Here is an 18,400-nt window from a genome sequence, read left to right as displayed (position 1 = left end):
CGCGGCCCTCGCGGGTCTACAGCCAGCTGTGGAACCTGCGGATGTACCAGGTCTTCACCCACTGGGTGAGGGCGCAGTACGCGAGCAGGACCGCGATCAGCCAGGGGAAGTAGCTCATCGGCAGCGCCACCATGCCCAGCCCGGCGGCGAGCGGCGAGAAGGGCAGGAACAGCCCGGTGGCCATCGCGAGGACCGTCATCACCATGACGGGCCAGGACGCGCGGGACTGCAGGAAGGGGATCTTGCGGGTGCGGATCATATGGACGATCAGGGTCTGCGACAGCAGTCCCTCGATGAACCAGCCGGACTGGAAGAGCGCCTGATGGGCCTCGTTGTCGGCACCGAAGACATTCCACATGATCAGGAACATGGAGATGTCGAAGACGGAGCTGATCGGTCCGATGGTGACCATGAACCGGCCGATGCCCTTCGCGTCCCAGTTCCGCGGCGTGCGCAGATACTCGGGGTCCATCCGGTCCCACGGGGTGGCCAGCTGTGAGATGTCGTAGACCAGGTTCTGGATGAGCAGGTGGATCGCCAGCATCGGCTGGAAGGGGATGAACGCGGAGGCGACCAGGACGGAGAAGACGTTCCCGAAGTTCGAACTGGCCGTCATCTTCAGGTACTTGATGGTGTTGCCGAAGGTGGTCCGCCCCTGGGAGACGCCGTCGCCCAGGACGGTGAGGTTCTTCTCCAGCAGGATGATGTCCGCGGACTCCTTGGCGATGTCCACCGCGGTGTCCACCGAGATGCCGACATCGGCGTCGCGCAGCGCGGCCGCGTCGTTGACGCCGTCGCCGAGAAAGCCGACCGTGTGCCCGTCGGCCTGCAGCGCCCGCACGAGGCGGGCCTTCTGGACCGGGGTGACCTTGGCGAACACCGTGGTACGGGCGGCCAGTTCACCCAGTTCGGCGTCGGGGAGGCCGTCGAGCGCGGCCCCGGAGACGACCTCGCCCACGGTGAGGCCGACCTCCGCGCAGACCCGGGCGGCGACGAGTTCGTTGTCGCCGGTGATCACCTTGACGGCGATGCCCTGGTCCGCCAGACCCTCCAGGGCGGCCGCGGCGTCCGCCTTGGGCGGGTCGAGGAAGGCCAGGAAGCCGATCAGGACGAGCCGGTCCTCGTCCGCGACGCCGTAAGTGTCACGGGGGTCGTCGAGGGTCCGGGTGGCGACGGCCAGGACCCGCAGGCCCTGCCGGTTGTGCTCCTCGGCGATCCGGCCGGCGTGCCACCGCAGCTGGTCGGTGAGGGCGACCGTCTCGCCGCGGTCCCTCAGGTGGGTGCACAGGCCCAGGACTTCCTCGACCGCGCCCTTGGTGATCAGGACGTGCTCAGGGCCGCGCTCCCCGCCCGCCAGGGTGTTGCGGCGCAGGACGACCGACATCCGCCGGCGGGCGAAGTCGAAGGGGATCTCGTCGACCGGCGTGAAGCTGCGTCGACGACAACCTCCTCGGCCTCGTCGACCCGGTCGATGACGGCCTGGTCCAGCAGGTTCTTCAGCCCGGTCTGGAAGTGGCTGTTGAGGTAGGCGTACTCCAGGACCTCGGAGTCCTGCCTGCCGTGCACATCGAGGTAGCGGTCCAGGACGACGCGGTCCTCGGTGAGGGTGCCGGTCTTGTCCGTGCACAGCACGTCCATGGCGCCCAGGTTCTGGATCGCGTTGAGCCGCTTGACGACGACCTTGCGGCGGGACAGCGCGACCGCGCCGCGCGCCAGGTTGGTGGTGACGACCATCGGCAGCATCTCGGGCGTGAGCCCGACCGCGACCGCGACGCCGAACTCGAAGGCGCCCTTCCAGTCGCCCTTGGTCAGCCCGTTGACGGCGAACACGGCGGGGACCATGACCAGCATGAAGCGGATCAGCAGGAAGCTGACCTTGCGGACGCCGTGGTCGAAGTTGGTCTGCGGGCGGTCGCCGACCAGTGAGCCGGCCATCGAACCGAAGTAGGTGTCCGCGCCGGTCGCCACGACCACGCCGGTCGCGGTGCCGGAGGTCACCGACGTGCCCATCAGGCAGAGGTTGCCGGCCTCCACCGGGTCCGTCGTGGCACGCTGCCCCTGGTCGTCGCCGCGGATGTCGTCCTTGGCGACCGGCAGCGACTCCCCCGACAACGCGGCCTGCCCGACCATCAGGTCCTTGGCCGCGATCAGCCGCAGATCGGCGGGGACGAGGTCGCCCGCGGCGAGCTTGACGAGGTCACCGGGGACCACCTGGTCCATCGGCACCTCAAGGGTGGTGGGCAGCGACGAACGGCCGGCCCGGCGCTGGACCGCGCAGGTCGTGGTCACCAGCCGGCCGAGGGCGTCGGCGGCCCGGCCGGAGCGGAATTCCTGCCAGAAGCGCAGCAGTCCGCTGATCGCCACCATGACGGAGAGGATGAGGACGCCCGGGTCCTCGGGGTCCTGTACGTACATGACGGCGGCGAGCAGCACCAGGACGGCGATGAACGGGTTCGCAAAGGCCTTGGCCAGCTGAACGCCCCAGTTCGGCGCCTTCTCGTGAGCGACGGTATTGGGCCCGAAACGCTCCTGGCGCTCGGTGACATCGGAATACTTCAGGCCGTCGCGCCTGGCGTGCACGTCCTGCAGGACCTGTGCGGCGGGGCGCGCGCTGACGTGGGCGAGCTTTTCGCCCGCGATACGGGTACGGGTCTCGAATTCGGCGGCTTTTCTCGCACGGCGGCCGCGGGGTCCGCGGCCGGGCGGAGCGAGCTTCTCCGGGGCGAGCGTGGTCATGGTGAATTCCCCTTTCCGCGCATGACGGCAGGGCGGAACCGCGCCGGCGTACGGAGTGGTGGATGAAGGAAGCGGGCGGGCGGCAAGGGCCCCTCCCGCGGTGCAGAAGAAGGTGGAAATGCGTGCGCGTGGCGCACGGGAATCAGGGCGCGGCAGCGTGCCACGCGCCGCGGGCCAGCGGCACGGCGGCGCTCAGGGAGCGGTCAGCCGGCCGGCAGGGCGCGGTGAGGACTTCGACCGGGTGGCATCCCGATCACCTCCTCAACTCGCAGGGCACGGCCCGGACACACGTACCGCCGGATCACACCACTGGCGGCACCTGAAGGAAAGTAACACGCCGTTCCGGGGAGGGAGAAACCTGAATCCGTCTTCAGGAATTTCAGTTTCGGTTCAGCGGTCTCGGCTCAGGATTGATTCCTGGGGGGTGTTGTTGCGGTGCTCGCCGAGGCAGGTTTGCGGAATGATGGCGCTCTTACGGAAATCGCCTCTCGCCGGGTGGGCGGAAAGGCAATTCCCTTAAGGGATATGCCATCCTTGCCGGTATGCGCATTCTGGTGGTCGAGGACGAGGAGGGGCTGGCCGACAGCCTGCGGCGGGGGCTGTCCCTCGAAGGCCACTGGGTCGATGTCACCCATGACGGTCACCGCGGCCTCGAGCTCGCCCGTGTCCGTGACTACGACGCCCTCGTCCTGGACGTGATGCTCCCCGGCCTGAACGGGTACGAGGTGTGCCGCCGGCTGCGGGACGCGGGTGACACCACCCCCATTCTCATGCTGACCGCCAAGGACGGTGAGCACGATGTGGCCGAGGGCCTCGACTCGGGCGCCGACGACTACCTCACCAAGCCGTTCTCGTTCGTCGTCCTGCTGGCGCGGCTGCGGGCGCTGAGCCGTCGTGCGCAGCAGGTGCAGTCCACCACCCTGCAGGCCGGGGACCTCGTCGTCGACACGGTCGCGCGCCGCTGCCGGCGGGGGGACACCGAGATCGAGCTCACCGCCCGTGAACTCGCCGTCCTGGCCTGTGTGATGGCGGGGGACGGCGGCACGGTCGCCAAGCTGCACATCCTGCACGACATCTGGGACTCCCCGCTGGACATGGATCCCAACATCGTCGAGGTCTACATCAGCTCGCTGCGCAAGAAGGTCGATGTCCCCTTCCGGCGCCGGGCCATCCGTACGGTGCGCGGCCTCGGGTACCGGATCGCTCCCGATGGCGGCTGACCGGCTGCGCGCGCTGGTGCGTGCGCTGCCGCTGCCGCGCAGCGTACGGGCGCGGGCGGCCACGGCGGCCGCCCTGGTCACGGCCATGGTCCTGGCCGTGGGCGGCGCCTGGCTGTACATGACGCTGACCGACAACCTCCTGGACAACACCCAGGACCGCACCGAACTGGCCGCCCGCAAGGTGGCCGCCCACACCGGCCCGCTCCCCCGTCATCTGCCGCAGCCGGCCGGCGGCGTCGATGCCGTCGTCGTCCTGGGGTCCCGGGGGCAGGCGCTCGCCGGCACCGGCCCGGACCCGACGGCCGGCGCCGCCGGCCTCGCCGGCTTCCGGCCGGGCCCGGGCAGGGAGGCGAGCAGCAAGGTCCTGCCCGGCACGGCGGCGTCCGGCCAGCGCAGCCTGGCGGTCGTCGTGCGGGCGGACTCCACGCAGGGCACCCGGTACGTCTACGCGCTCACCACGCTGGCCGACCTCAACGACGCCACCCGTGCGCTGGGCGTGACCCTGCTGGCGGGCGGTCCGCTGCTGATGGCGCTGGCCGCCCTCATCGCCTGGGCGGTGACCGGACTCGCGCTGCGCCCCGTGGAGGCCATCCGTGCCGAGCTCGCGTCCGTGACGGCGAGCGAACTGGACCGGCGGGTGCCCGACCCCAAGGGCAAGGACGAGATCACGCAGCTGGCCCGTACGGTCAACCTCACCCTCGACCGCCTGGAACAAGCCGTCTCGCGGCAACGGCAGTTCACCGCCGACGCCTCCCACGAGCTGCGCAACCCGATCGCCGCCCTGCGGACCGAACTGGAGGTGGCGCTGCTCGCCGCGCAGGCCCCGGAGTCGGCCGCCTCCGTACGGCAGGCGCTGGACGCCGCCGTGCGCCTCCAGCGGATCGCCGACGATCTGCTGCTGCTCGCCCGTCTCGACACCCACCCGGCGCCCGCCGGGGACCCGGCCGATCTGGCGCTGCTGTGCGCGGAGGAGATCGCCCGGCGGCGCAGCCCCCGGGTGCCGCTGGTGCTGGACGCGGCGGCCCCGGTGCCCGTACGGGGCGACGCCGTGCAGCTGGAACGCCTGCTGGCCAACCTCGTCGACAACGCCCTGCGGCACGCGTCCCACGAGGTCCGCCTCAGCGCCACCGTCGAACCCGCCACCGGGCAGGCGGTGCTGCGGGTCGCCGATGACGGGCCGGGCATCCCGCCGGAGGCCGCCGAGCAGGTCTTCGAGCGCTTCACCCGGCTGCACGCCGCGCGCCACCGCCGCGGCGGCGGCACCGGACTGGGCCTGGCCATCGCGCGGGACATCGCACGGGCCCACGGCGGCAGCCTGCGGGTGGAGCCCGGTGCGCGCGGCGCCCTCCTGGTGGCCCGCTTCCCCGCCCGGGGAGCCTGAAGACGCCGTCAGGAACCTCAGCATTCCTTCAGCCGGCCCTGCCCACAATCGGGACTCGCCCCCAGCGCCCGTGGCCCTCGCCCGCCGAGAGCCGCCGGGACGAGACCGACAGGACGCCCGTATGCACCACCGCCGTCACGCCTCCCCCGGGCCGGCCGGGACCGACGCCCCCCGCACCCGCCGCCACCGGCGCAGACGGACCCGGGCCGGCCGTCTCGTGCTCACGTTCCTCGCGCTGCTGCTGGTGGTGGCCGGATTCGGCGGCTGGTACGTCTACCACGACGTCTTCGGCCGCATGGGCAGCTCCCGTGCCCTGGACGGTGCGGCGCCCAAGTCCACCGACGGAGCGACGAACATCCTGCTCATGGGGCTGGACAGCCGCAAGGACCAGAACGGCGAGGACCTCCCCCCTGCGGTGCTGGACAAACTCCACGCCGGCAGCTCCGAGATCGGGGGCTACAACACCAACACCCTGATCCTGCTGCACGTACCGGCCGGCGGCGGCCGGGCCACCGCGTTCTCGGTACCGCGCGACGATCTGGTCGACATCCCCGGCTTCCCCCGCGACAAGATCAAAAAGGCGTACGGGCTGGCCAAGGCCCACAGCGAGAGTCTCCTCGCCGGGCAGGGCAGTGCGGATCGCCGTGCCCTGGAACAGGCCGGGCGCGAGGCGGGGCGGCGGGCGGCGATCAAGACCGTCTCGCAGTTCCTGGGCGTGCCCATCGACCACTTCGCCGAAGTGAACCTCGCCGGCTTCTACCACCTGGCCGATTCCCTGGGGGGCGTACCGGTCTGTCTCAAGCACCCGGTCAAGGACCGCTATTCCGGGGCCGATTTCCCCGCGGGCCGTCAGACGCTGGACGGCGCCCAGTCCCTCGCCTTCGTCCGGCAGCGCCACGGTCTGCCGCGCGGAGACCTGGACCGCACCCGCCGGCAGCAGGCGTTCCTCGCCTCGGCGCTGCACAAGCTCGACAGCGCCGAGACGTTCACGGACCCGGCCCGGCTGCTGCGCCTGCTCGATGCCGCCAAACAGGACGTGGTCATCGACCAGGGCTGGGACCTGCCCGCCTTCCTCCGGCAGGCGAAGGACCTCTCGGGCGGCAACGTCGAGTTCTCGACGCTGCCCATCACCGGATTCGCCAAGCACCACGGGGAGGACGTGAATCTGGTCGACCCCGCAACGATCCGACGGCTGGTGCGGGAACGCATCGGCCCCGGAACCGACGGCAAGGAAGCCGACGGCAAGGGATCTGACGGAAAGGGGCCGGACAAGGGGGCGGGCGGCAGCGTCGGTCCGCCCGCGGCTGACCGCTCCGGCGCTCCCCCGTCGTCCGGTGCCGCTCCAGGGCGGGAGACGGTCGAGGGAGGCGGTGTCCCGTGCGTGGACTGACCCTCCCGGCCCGGCGGGCCACCGGCCCCGGCGGCCCGGCACGGCCTCCGGGAGGACCGGTCGCGCGCCGGACGGAGGCACTGCTGCTGGGGCTGGTCGTGGTCATCGTGCTCTTCGGCTACCTCGCGGTCGGCATGGCGACCGGGGGCGCCGTGCCGGACGGGATCGCCGAGTTCGCGCTCGCGATGTGCTGCCTCGCCGTCACCCCGCATCTCGCGCTGCGCCGCTTCGCCCCGTACGCGGACCCGCTGATCCTGCCGACGGCCACCCTGCTCACCGGTCTCGGCCTGGTCCTCCTGCACCGCCTCGACCACGCCTACCGCACCCCGCCCGCCGCCGGGCAGCAACTCCTGTGGACCGTCATCGGCGTGGCCGCCTGCATCCTGACGATGGCCCTGCTCAAGGACTACCGGCGGCTTCAGCGCTATATCTACGTCACCATGGCCGCCGCGCTCGTGCTGCTGATCGCCCCGGCCCTCTACCCCGGGGACACCTACGGGGCCAAGCGCTGGGTGTATCTGGGGCCGGCGTCCTTTCAGCCGGGTGAGTTCGTGAAGGTCATGATCGCCGTGTTCTTCGCCGGCTATCTCGTGATCCACCGTGATGCCCTGGCGCTGGCCGGCCGGCGGACCCTGGGCGTGCGGCTGCCGCCCGGCCGGCAGCTCGGCCCGATCGTCGCCGTCTGGATCGCGAGCCTGCTGGTCCTGGTCCTGGAGCGGGACCTGGGAACGTCGCTGATCTTCTTCGGTCTGTTCATCGTGATGCTCTACGTCGCGACCGGGCGCGGCAGTTGGGTGGTGTGCGGCGCGCTCATGGCCGTGGCCGGCGCGGCCGTCGTCGGCTCCACCGAACCCCATGTCAAGGGCCGGATCGAGGCTTGGCTCCACCCCTTCGCCATCTTCCTTCCCCCCGACCGTCGCCCACCGGGCCTGATCTCCGACCAGGCCGCACAGGCCCTGTTCAGCTTCGGCTCCGGCGGCATGACCGGCACCGGCCTCGGCCTGGGCCACCCCGAACTGATCGGCTTCGCCGGCCGCTCCGACTTCATCCTCACCGCCGTCGGTGAGGAGCTCGGCCTCGCCGGGCTGATGGCGGTGTTCCTCCTCTACGCCCTGCTGGCCGAGCGGGGCCTGCGCGCGGCGCTCCTGTCCCGGGACCCGTTCGGCAAACTGCTCGCCATGGGACTGGCCTCGGCGCTGGCCCTCCAGGTCTTCGTCGTCGCGGCCGGCGTGACCGGCCTCATGCCGCTCACGGGCAAGGCGCTGCCGTTCCTCGCCCAGGGCGGCTCGTCGATGCTCGCCAACTGGGTGCTCGTCGCCCTGCTGCTCAAGGTCAGCGATCACGCCCAACGCGCCGCCGGCGCGCCGCCCCACGACGACCGCGAGGACGACCACGAGGACGACCACGGCGAACGGGCGGCAGGGTCGGGGGCCGGGGGGACGCTCCTCCCCGCGCAAAGGTGCCACCCCCCGTCCTGACGACGGGAGTGCACCGCCCGGACCGTGCCGCCGGGCTTCCGTGCCACGTCCCCACCCCACGCCTCGCCCCCGTGCGGAGGTGGCGCAGAAGATATGGTCAACGGCCCTTTTCCTGGCCGCCGGGCTCGGCTCGCTCCTACGATGCCGGTACCCGGGGGAGAGGTTGTGGGCGTGGCACGCAGGCCGGCACAGACAGGGCAGTCAGGGCGGACAGGGCAGACACGACACAGCGTCGAGAATTCCGTCGCCTGGACCCTCCGCAATCTCGACAGCGTCGTCGCGCTCGGCGCCGCGCTGGTGATCGGGCTGCTGGACGTCTTCGGCGGGGCGATCCAGGACAACGTCACCTCCGGCGCGACCCTGCTGGTGCTCGCCGCGCTGGTCTTCGGGACGCTGACCGAGCGCAGACGCCGGGTGGCCGACATCCAGGGCGCGATGTCGGCGACGCACCGGGCCCTGGAAGACCTCACCATGGTGCGGTCGTTGACCGGCGCCGAGCTCGAACAGGCCCTGGACCGGGCCCGCCACCACACCGACCGCTGGGTGTTCAAGGGCGGCACCGGAACCTATCTGCGGGCGGTCACCCTGCCGGTCTGCGTCCGGGAGGCGCAGCTCCAGCGCCGTTCGCTCACCGTCAAGATCGACATCATCAACCCGGCGGACGAGCAGGCCTGCGCCGCCTACGCACGCTTCCGGCAGACCTTCGCCCACCGCCTGGACGTCGTACCGCCGGACAGCTGGAGCGCCGACCGGACCCGCAAGGAATCGTTCGCCACGGTGCTCGCGGCCTGCTGGCACCGGCAGCGGCTCGACACGCTGGAGATCGATGTGCATCTGTCCTCGGTCGTGCCCACCCTGCGCTTCGACCTCTCCGCCTCGTGCCTGATCATCACTCAGGACGACCCCCGGCGGGTCAACCTCCTCGTGGAACGGGACCGGCCGCTCTACGACTACTACGTCACCGAACTCCACCAGAGCCGGGAGCAGGCCGTCGCGCTCGACCTGCGGCGCACCGTGCCGCTGAGCGAGGAGCCGACGGTCGACGAGACCCACCGGCTCTTCGAGGGTCTCGGGCTCCCGCTTCCCACGTCCTTCACCGACAGAGACGTCAGCGAGGTCATCGAGAAGGCGTTGCACGCGGAGAATCCGTACCGGAGGTGAGCTGCCGAGTGCACAGCCCCATGGATCACCGACAGCTCGAAGAGGCCATGCACCGGCAGGGCGCGCCCACGGAGATCTTCGAGGCGGCCGCCTCGGTCCTGGAAGAGATCGCCTCCGGCCGCCGCGGACTGCGCGCCGTGCGGCATCCGCTCGGCTTCCTCTGCTTCCCGGTGGAGCGCGTCGGCGACCGCGGCGTCTGCGTGCACGCCTTCGGCGGCGAGGCGGACGAGCAGGCGGCGCGGCCGACCACCTCTCCGGTGCACTCGCACAGCTGGGAGCTGACCAGTTGTGTGCTGTACGGGGCGGTGGGCAATCTGCGCGTACGGGTCGTCGAGCGGCCCGCCGACCCCACCCACCGGGTGTTCGAGGTCCTCAGCCGCCCCTCGGGCGTGGACGATATTCAGCCGACTTCCCGGCTGGTGAGCTGCGAGCCGGGCCCCGAACAGACCAGCCACCGCGGCACCGTCTACACCCTGCCGGCGGGAGAGTTCCACACCACGGTCGTCCCGGAGGGCCGCTCCGCCGCCACGCTGGTGCTCGGCCGGACCCTGCCCGGGCGCTTCGACCTTTCCCTCGGACCGCTGCACGGCACCGGCCATCAAGTGGTACGACAGGCATGCGACGCCGAGCAGACCGCCCGGACCGCCCGGACCGTCCTCAGGAGGATCCATGACCCCCGCCCCTGAAGACCCCTCGGCGCGGTTCGCGGCCGAGCGGGAACTGGCCGTCGCCGCCGCGCGGGAGGCCGGCGCCCTGCTGCGCTCCCGTTTCCAGGACGACTGCGACGACTACGGAGCGCGGGCCAAGGGCGACGACGGAGACGTGGTCACCGAACTCGACATGATGGCCGAGGACCTGATCGTCCGCCGGATCCGGGAACGCTATCCGCACGACCGGATCCTCGCCGAGGAGGCCGGGGCGCTGGAAGGCGACCGCGACGGCGGCCACGACACCCCGCGCACCTGGCTGGTCGACCCGCTCGACGGCAGCAACAACGTCGTCATCGGCCTGCCCGCGTATGTCGTCGGCATCGCCCTGTGCGTCGGCGACGCGACCGCCGTCGGCGTCGTGCACGACCCGGTCACCGACCGGACCTGGACCGCGCTCGCCGGCTGCGGCGCGTACGGGCCGCAGGGCCGGATGACCGGCCCGGGGCGCACGCTGTCGCCCGCGGGGCCGCTGCTCGCCTGGACCCAGGGGCACGGCGTCGCCCGCGACGATCCGACGGCGGGGGCCCTGAAGGAGGTGCTGGAGGTCCGCTCCCGGCGCCTGCTCCAGCTGTGGGCGCCCCTGCTGACCTGGGCGATGCTCGCCCGCGGTGCGATCGACGGCTTCGTCGGCTACCGCGCGGAGGCCGTCGACCTGCCCGCGGGCGCCCTGCTCGCCACGGAGGCGGGCGTGGAGATCCGGGCCCTCGACGGCGGTCCCTTCCGCGGGACCGCCACCGGCCCGGACACCGACCGCAGTTTCGTCGCCGGGCGGCCGGACGCGATGCCGTATCTGCTGGATCTGGTCGCGCGCGGCGCGGCGGCCGGCGTCCGCTGAGCGGCCCCCGGCGGGGCGTCTAACCGGCCACCGCGAGCGCGACGGTGGCGGCCGGCAGGGCCCCGGCGGCGAGCAGCGCCCCGGTGCCCATGAAGCTCATCATCGACACCCGCACCCCCTGGGCATGGCAGCGCTCGAACCACAGCAGCGTCGCCAGCGAGGCCCACGGGGTCACCACCGGACCGACGTTCGTCCCGATGAGCAGCGCCAGCAGCTGGTGATGGTTGCCGGCCGGCACGGCGGCCTCGCCGGCCAGGTAGACGGGCAGGTTGTTGAGCACGTTGGACAGCCCCCCGCCGACGGACGCGGCGCGCAGCATGCCGAGCAGCCCGCCGTCCGTGCCGATGGCGGCCGCCAGCAACTCGTGGAGCCCGTTCGCGTCCACCGTCTCGATCACCAGGAACAGTCCCGGCACCAGGACCAGCAGCCGCCACGGGACGAGCGACAGCCGCAGCACGTCCCGGCGGCGCACCGCGAACGCCGCCACGGCCACCCCGGCGGCCGCCGCCGACGCCACCCACAGCGGGGTGTCGGCGAGCAGGATGGCCAGCAGGAAGCCCACGCAGGCCAGCCCGCAGACGCGGAAGAGCGTACGGTCCGCGGGCCGGTGCGGCGCGGGAGGCGAGTAGCTCTGCGCACCGCGCCTGCCGGCGCGCCAGAAGAACAGCCACAGGCAGCCCATGGTGACCGCGATGGCCGCCAGCTGGGGAGCCCACATCGTCGCCGCCAGCCCGGCGGGGGTGAGCGCGACGCGGTCCGCCGCCAGCAGATTCGTCAGGTTCGACACGGGCAGCAGCAGGCTCGCCGTATTGGCCAGCCACACGGTCGTCATGGCCAGCGGCACGGGGGCGATCCCCACCCGGGTGGCGAGTGCCAGCATGACGGGGGTGAGCAGCACCGCCGTCGTGTCGAGGTTGAGGGTGAGGGTGGTGAGCGAGGCGAAGGCCACGCACAGCACGAACAGCGCGGCGTAACTCCCCCGCCCGGCGCGCGCCACACCGGCGGCGACCACGTCGAACACCTCCGCCGCGCTGGTGAGTTCGGCGAGGACGATCACCGTCCCGAGGAAGGCGAGCAGCGGGGCGACGCGGAGCATGGCGTCCCCGGCGGGCTCGGCCGGCAGCAGCCCGGTGGCAAGGCACAGCAGACCGCAGGCGAGCATCCCCCCGGCCAGCCAGTCCAGCACATGGAGACGTTGTATGGCGGCACGCACCCGCAAAGCATGGCACACCGTTTGTGCGAACCCGGTGCCCGCCGGGGACCGGCTCCCTAGGATGGCGTCATGGCCGGGCGTCAGGAACTTTCGGGGGAAACACAGCTGTTGGACTTCTTCATCAGCTACTCACCAGCCGACGAACGATGGGCTTCCTGGATCGCCTGGACGCTGGAGGAGGCCGGTTACCGAACCGTCGTGCAGGCCTGGGATTTCGTGGCCGGCACGAACTTCGTCGACTTCATGGACCGCGGGGTCAGCGAGTCCGCCGCCGTCATCGCCGTCCTCTCCCGCAACTACGAGCGCTCCCGGTACGGGCGGATGGAGTGGCAGGCCGCGTTACGCGCCGACCCCGACGCCCCGGAGCGCAGGCTGATCACCGTCCGTACCGAGGACATTCCCGTCGAGGGCCTGCTCGCCACCATCACGTACGTCGACCTGGTGGGCGTCAGTGACACCGCGGCCGCCCGCGACCTGCTGCTCACCCGGGTCGGCCAGGCGCTGGAGGGCCGGGCCCGGCCCACCGCACGCCCCGGCTTCCCCGGCGGACCGCCCGCGCTGTCCGCACCGGCCGCTGCCGTACCGAGCATCCCGCGGCCGTCCTCGAACCGCCCGCTCGGACAACCGGGCTGGGCGGGGCGCCGGCGGCCCGCGGTGCCGCCCCGCTACCCGCAGGCCGTGGAGGCGAGCCCGTCCCGGGAAGCCGTCTCGGTGCTGCACCTCGCCGGGCCGTGCTTCGGCCGCGGCGCCGAACCGGCCGCGCTGCAGGCGGCGATCTGGGGCGACCTCGTCGAACTCGCCGATGCCGGGGCGCCCGAGCCCGACCTCCTGGTCGTCACCGGCGACCTCACGGCGTCCGGCAGTCCACGGGAGTGCGAACAGGCGCTCAGCTTCCTGACCGGACTGCGCTCACGGCTCGGTCTCGATCCCGACCGGCTCGCCGTCGTCCCCGGCGGGCAGGACGTCAGCCAGGCCGCCTGCCGGGCCTACTTCAGCACCTGCGAAGCCGACGAGATGCAGCCCAGGCCGCCCTACTGGCCGAAGTGGCGGCACTACCACCGGCTGTTCCAGGAGCTCTACCAAGGGCTCGACGTCGTCTTCGACGGCGACCAGCCCTGGAGCCTGTTCCCCGTCCCCGCCCTGCGGACCGTCATCGCCGGGCTCAACTCCTCGATGGCGTACAGCCATCGGCCCGACGACCGCTACGGCCTGCTCGGGCCCGAGCAGGCCGCCTGGTTCGCCCAGGCCCTGCGCCCGTACGAGCAGGAGGGGTGGCTGCGGATCGGGGCCCTGCGGCACCCGGTGGGGGCGGACCGGCCGCTCGCCTCCGGCGACGGGTCCGACGCGGTGGACGGCGACCGGAGCCCGCGCCGCGGGGGCGGTCAGGACACCGCGCCCGGTGCCGGGCCGGTCCGCGACGGCGACGTCCTCGCCCGGCTCACCGGCCCGCGGCTGCACCTCCTGCTGCACGGGCCCGCCGGCAGCCCCCGGGCCGCGTCCGCCGCGCCCACCGCCACCGCGCTCCCCCTCGCCGCCGGCGAGCTGCCGGTCTTCGGCGCCGCCGCACCGGCCCGGCACCAGCTGCTGCGGATCACCGGCGAGGGCGTCACCCGCTGGCCGGAGCGGTCCGACGGGCAGCCGCGGAGCTTCGCGACCGGATGGGGCGGCAGCCGGCGCGTCTTCGGCGGTCAGGAGCCGTCGCCCGCCCCGGGCGGCGAGGCGGCCGGCGCCACGGACGCGGCCCTCCTGGCCGAGGCCGGCGCCGCGGTGCCCGCGCCGGAGGCCAGCCGCACCGTCGAGGACCCGCTCGACACCCTGATCGCCCGGGTCACCGAGGTCTGCCGCACCCGCCACGAGGGCGCCCAGCTCCGCCGGGTGCCCGGCGAGGTGCCACAACTGCTCGTCACCTGGACGGAATCGGGGTTCGTCCGGCAGCAGCGGGTGGCGGTCTGCGCCGGCACACCGCAGCCGGATTTCGTCGACCGCTTCCTCGACCACCTCCACGCCTCCGATTCGCTGCCCGACGCCGAACTCGTCCACGACGGCCCGCCCCCGCCGCCGGAGCTGCGGGAGCGGGCCCGCCGCCGCGGGGTCCGGGTGCGCAGCTTCACCGAGTTCCAGGGGCTGCTGGATCTGCGCGGCTATGTGACCCGCCAGACCGAGCGGCTCAGCACCGATCTCCCCTACCACCCGAGCCTGTATCTGCCGCAGCGCTACCGCGAGGTGGAGCGGCCCGGCGGAGCGGAGCGGGACGGACTCGTCGAGGACATGCTGCGGCTGCTCGACGCCGACCACGGCCGCTTCGTCCTGCTCCTCGGCGACTTCGGCCACGGCAAGACCTTCGCCCTGCGCGAGCTGGCCCGCCGCCTGCCCGAGGAACTCCCCCAGGCCGTACCCCTGCTGATCGAGCTGAGCACCCTCGACAAGGCCCACACCATCGACGGCCTGGTGGCGGCCCATCTGGCGAGCCACGGCGTCGACACCATCGATCTGCGGGCCTTCCGCTACATGCTCCGCCAGGGCCGCATCGTGCTGCTCTTCGACGGGTTCGACGAACTGGTCAACCAGGTCAGCTACGAGCGCGCCGCCGACCATCTGCAGATGCTGCTGGACGCCGCGGTGGACAACGCCAAGATCGTGGTCAGCAGCCGCACCCAGCACTTCCGGTCGCAGGCCCAGGTGCTGACCGCGCTCGGGGAACGCGTCGGGCTGCTGCCGCAGCGCCGCGTCCTGGCCGTCCAGGAGTTCTCGCCCCAGCAGATCCGCACCTACCTGGTGAACCGCTACGGGGACGAGCACGCCGCCGAACGCCGGGTCCATCTGCTCGAAGGCATCCCCGACCTGCTCGCGATGTGCCGCAACCCGCGTCTGCTCAGCTTCGTCGCCGACCTCGACCACGAGCGGCTGCGCGCCGTCGCGGGCGCCGGCCGCGCCCTGAGCCCCGCGGGGCTGTACGAGGAGGTGTTCACCTCCTGGCTGCGCTACGAGGAACGCCGTGGCCAGGGCGGTCCCGGCAGCCTGCCCGGGCTGAGCGAACGGCAGCTGTGGCGGGGCGTGACGACCCTTGCGCTGCGCCTGTGGGAGAGCGGCCGCAGCGCGCTGCGGCTGGACGAACTCAACGACGTGGGCGAGGTGCTGACCGGTCTCGCCGACAGCAGGCTGTCCGTGCCGCAGGCCGCGCACGCCGTCGGCTCGGGCAGTCTGCTGCTGCGCACCGAGGACGGCCTGTTCCAGTTCATCCACGGCTCCGTGATCGAGTGGCTGGTGGCGCGGGAGGCCGCCGCGCAGCTGGCGCACGCGGGCCCCGGGGACAGCGGTCTGCTCGCCCGCCGCCCGCTGAGCCAGCTGGCGGTGGAGTTCCTGTGCGACCTCGCCGACCACCGCACCTGCCAGCAGTGGGCCGAACGCGTCCTGGCCGACGGTGCCGACGGGACGGACCGCGAACAGGACACCGCCCGGGAGGGCGACGAAGCCGCCCGGGCGAACGCGGTCAAGGTCCTCAGCCGTCTGAGGGTGCCGGCCCACACGGATCTGCGGGGCGCCGTCCTCGCCGGGGAGGACCTCTCCTACCGTGACTTCTCCGGCGTCGACCTCACCCGTGCCGACCTCACCGACGCCGGCCTCGTCGGCGCGGACTTCTCCGGAGCCGTGCTGCGCGACGCCTGCCTGGCCGGGGCCCGTCTCGACGAGGCGAAGCTCACCGGCGCCGATCTGCGCGGCGCCGATCTGCGGATGGCCCGGCTGATCGGCGCCGAACTGCGCGGCGCCCGGGTGGCCGGCAGCCACTGGCACCGCGCCGCCCTCATCAACGCGGTCGCCGACGACGCCACGCTGGACACGCCGGAGCTGCGGGCGGCGGCGACCGCTCCCGGCATGCCCGTCGAGGCCGGCTTCCGGCCGTCCGCGGTCGGCGTGCCGTACGGCTTCGACATGCGCACCAGCAGACTCCCCGAGCCGGTCTCCTACAGCCCCGACGGCGAACTCCTCGCGGTGGGCAGCGAGGACGGCGGAGTGCTGGTGTGCGACGCCGCCACCGGTACGGCGGTGCGCACCCTCCAGGGGCACACGGGCCGGGTCTATGCGGTGAAGTTCCGCGACCGGGTGCTGGCCACCGGCGGCGCGGACGGCACCGTACGGCTGTGGGACCCGGTCGCCGGCACCTGTCTGCACCAGCTCGAGGTGCACCCGGACGGAGTGTGGCCGGTGTCCCTGGACGTCGCCGGGGCGCAGCTCGCGACCGGCGACCGCGAGGGCACGGTCACCGTGTGGGAGGTGGCGACCGGGACCCCGCGGCACCGGCTGTACGGCCACGCCGCGCCCGTCTACACCGCGGGGTTCAGCCCCGACGGCCGCACCCTCGTCACGGGCGACGCGGCCGGGGCCGTACGCCTGTGGGACACCGCCTCCGGCCGGCTCCTCGGCGCCCTCGACGGCCATCAGGGGCCGGCCTACCGCGCGCAGTTCAGCCCGGACGGCGCCCTCCTGGCCACCGGTGACATGGGCGAGGACGACCATGGCACGGTGCGCGTCTGGAACGTGGCCGAGCTGCGGTTGCGCCACGAGTTCACCGGCCACACGGGGCGGGTCTACACCCTCGACTTCCACCCCGGCGGCCGGCTGCTCGCCAGCGGCGACACCACCGGACAGGTACGGCTGTGGGACCCGGTGACCGGGGCCGCCGCCGGGGCGCCGGCCGAGGGCGGCGGTCATGTGTACCAAGTGGTCTTCGACCCCGAGGGGAGCATGCTGGCCGCGGGCAGCAGCGACGGATCGGTCCGCCTGTGGCGGGTGGCGCAGGGGTCCGCCGGCTGGACGGTGACCTCGCTGCGGCAGCAGCCCGCGGACCATCAGGGGTCGGTCTGGGCCTGCCGGTTCCGGCCCCGGAGCCGCTTCGGCGCCCGGGATTCCGACCCGATGCTGGTGACCATCGGCAACGAGGGCCTGGTGCGGCTGTGGGACACGTCCACCGGCCAGGGCAGGCGGATCCTCCGCGGCCACGGACGGCGGGTCGCCAGCCTGGCGTTCAGCCCCGACGGGACGCACCTGGCGGCCTGCGGCAACGACGGCGTGGCCCGGCTGTGGGAGTCCGCGACCGGCCGCCGCACACGGGAGTTCGCCGGCGACCACGACCGCCTGGTCTCGGCGCTGTTCGTCCCCGGCAGCCACCAACTGGCCACCGCCAGCAGCGACGGCGACCTCTACCTCTGGAACGCCCGCACCGGTGAGTACCAGCGGGAGATCGACGCCGAGACCGACCATGTGTGGGCCGAGGCGTTCAGCAACGACGGCGAGATCCTCGCCACCGCCAACGACGACGACACCGTGGCGCTGTGGTACCGCGGTACCGGGGCCCGGTTGACCACGCTCGCCGAGCACCGGGGCCGGGTGCGGTCGATCGCGTTCCGTGCGGACGGGACGGGCCTGGCCACCGGCTGCGACGACCGGTACGTACGGCTGTGGGACCTCGCCGAGGGCCGCCTCGTCGCCGAACTCGCGGGCCACGCCTCGCGGGTGTACGCGGTGGCCTACGGCCCCGGTGACGCCTGGCTGGCGAGCGCGTCCTGGGACGGCGAGGCCCTCGTCTGGCAGGACGGCGCACTCCGGCACCGGCTCCGGGGCCACGTCGGCCGGCTGTGGACCGCCGCCGCCCACCCGAGCCGGCCGCTGCTGGCCACGGCGGGCGACGACCGCACCGTACGCCTCTGGAACCCGCTGGAGGGCCGGGAGACGGCCCGGCTGACCGGCCACACCAGCCGCATCCTCACCGTGGCGTTCAGCCCGGACGGCTCGCTGCTGGCCAGCGGCGGCGAGGACGGCACGGTCCGGCTGTGGAACGTACCGGCCGACGGCGAGCCGACCCCCCGGGCCACGCTGATCGGCGTACCGGGCGGCTGGGCGGCGCTGTCCCCCTCGGGCGGCTACAAGTACGACGGTGACATCGCGGGCGAGTTCTGGCACGTGGTGGGCATGTGCCGGTTCGAACCCGGCGAACTCGACGCACATCTGCCGGGGGTCCGGCGTCTTTCGCTGGACGACCCGATCTGAGCCCACGGACCTCACCGAAACGCCCGCGGATGCACTGCGCATGCTCTGCGCGATAAACGGCTATTCGCCGAGATAGGCAATTCGGCAGGTGCAGCCCCCAGGGCGGCGAGCCGAATGGCCGCGGCCCTTTCCCCCTTTCCTTCCTTACCCTCCCTTTTCTGCCATAATAACAAGATCGGGGAGATGTCGGCCTTGCCGCGGACGCGGGCAGTGCGCCCTGGTGGGGCAGGT

General features: G+C 72.8%; 11 protein-coding genes. 8 read left to right on the top strand and 3 right to left on the bottom strand.

All coding sequences use genetic code 11. From position 1 onward, the window contains the following. Positions 1 to 16: 16 nt before the first annotated feature. Positions 17 to 1,384, bottom strand: a complete 1,368-nt coding sequence (mgtA, locus tag OIU81_RS29220; protein ID WP_329152562.1) for a magnesium-translocating P-type ATPase — start codon at positions 1,382 to 1,384, stop codon at positions 17 to 19. After that, positions 1,321 to 2,736, bottom strand: a complete 1,416-nt coding sequence (locus OIU81_RS29215; protein ID WP_329152560.1) for an HAD-IC family P-type ATPase — start codon at positions 2,734 to 2,736, stop codon at positions 1,321 to 1,323. The genes mgtA and OIU81_RS29215 overlap by 64 nt, the downstream gene beginning before the upstream one ends. A gap of 542 nt (positions 2,737 to 3,278) precedes the next feature. On the opposite strand from OIU81_RS29215, the gene OIU81_RS29210 reads away from it, so the two are divergent. The 7 genes from OIU81_RS29210 (at position 3,279) to OIU81_RS29180 (ending at position 10,911) form a co-directional block, all read left to right on the top strand. Next, entirely contained in the window at positions 3,279 to 3,956 is a 678-nt protein-coding gene (locus OIU81_RS29210; protein WP_329152558.1) for a response regulator transcription factor, read from the top strand. Then, a complete protein-coding gene (locus OIU81_RS29205) occupies positions 3,946 to 5,337 on the top strand; it encodes a sensor histidine kinase (RefSeq protein ID WP_329152556.1) in 1,392 nt (463 codons plus the stop codon). Before OIU81_RS29210 ends, OIU81_RS29205 begins: the two co-directional genes overlap by 11 nt. 121 nt (positions 5,338 to 5,458) lie before the next feature. Next, on the top strand, positions 5,459 to 6,727 hold the full coding sequence (locus OIU81_RS29200) for an LCP family protein (RefSeq protein ID WP_329152554.1): 1,269 nt from the start codon (positions 5,459 to 5,461) through the stop codon (positions 6,725 to 6,727). Further along, positions 6,715 to 8,205, top strand: coding sequence for an FtsW/RodA/SpoVE family cell cycle protein (locus OIU81_RS29195; protein WP_443074062.1), 1,491 nt, complete (start codon positions 6,715 to 6,717; stop codon positions 8,203 to 8,205). Before OIU81_RS29200 ends, OIU81_RS29195 begins: the two co-directional genes overlap by 13 nt. Before the next feature lie 171 nt (positions 8,206 to 8,376). Beyond that, positions 8,377 to 9,366 (top strand): hypothetical protein, encoded by a 990-nt coding sequence (locus OIU81_RS29190; RefSeq protein WP_329152551.1) that lies wholly within the window; start codon positions 8,377 to 8,379, stop codon positions 9,364 to 9,366. Positions 9,367 to 9,386: 20 nt separating this feature from the next. Beyond that, positions 9,387 to 10,052, top strand: a complete 666-nt coding sequence (locus OIU81_RS29185) for a hypothetical protein (RefSeq protein ID WP_329152549.1) — start codon at positions 9,387 to 9,389, stop codon at positions 10,050 to 10,052. Continuing rightward, positions 10,036 to 10,911 carry an inositol monophosphatase family protein gene (locus OIU81_RS29180; protein WP_329152547.1) on the top strand — a complete coding sequence of 292 codons (876 nt, stop codon included), beginning with the start codon at positions 10,036 to 10,038 and terminating at the stop codon, positions 10,909 to 10,911. The genes OIU81_RS29185 and OIU81_RS29180 overlap by 17 nt, the downstream gene beginning before the upstream one ends. A gap of 19 nt (positions 10,912 to 10,930) precedes the next feature. On the opposite strand, the gene OIU81_RS29175 is transcribed toward OIU81_RS29180, so the two are convergent. Then, the gene (locus OIU81_RS29175; protein WP_329155439.1) at positions 10,931 to 12,073 is read right to left on the bottom strand and encodes an SLC13 family permease; all 1,143 of its coding nucleotides are present in this window, start codon (positions 12,071 to 12,073) and stop codon (positions 10,931 to 10,933) included. Between the two features lie 120 nt (positions 12,074 to 12,193). On the opposite strand from OIU81_RS29175, the gene OIU81_RS29170 reads away from it, so the two are divergent. Then, positions 12,194 to 18,169 carry a TIR domain-containing protein gene (locus OIU81_RS29170; RefSeq protein WP_329152545.1) on the top strand — a complete coding sequence of 1,992 codons (5,976 nt, stop codon included), beginning with the start codon at positions 12,194 to 12,196 and terminating at the stop codon, positions 18,167 to 18,169. Positions 18,170 to 18,400: the final 231 nt, after the last annotated feature.

It is taken from the genome of Streptomyces sp. NBC_01454 (genome assembly GCF_036227565.1).
In the GTDB taxonomy this organism is placed as follows: domain Bacteria; phylum Actinomycetota; class Actinomycetes; order Streptomycetales; family Streptomycetaceae; genus Streptomyces.
Note: the sequence above shows the minus strand (reverse complement) of the source record. Positions and strands in the feature narration are given on the sequence as shown.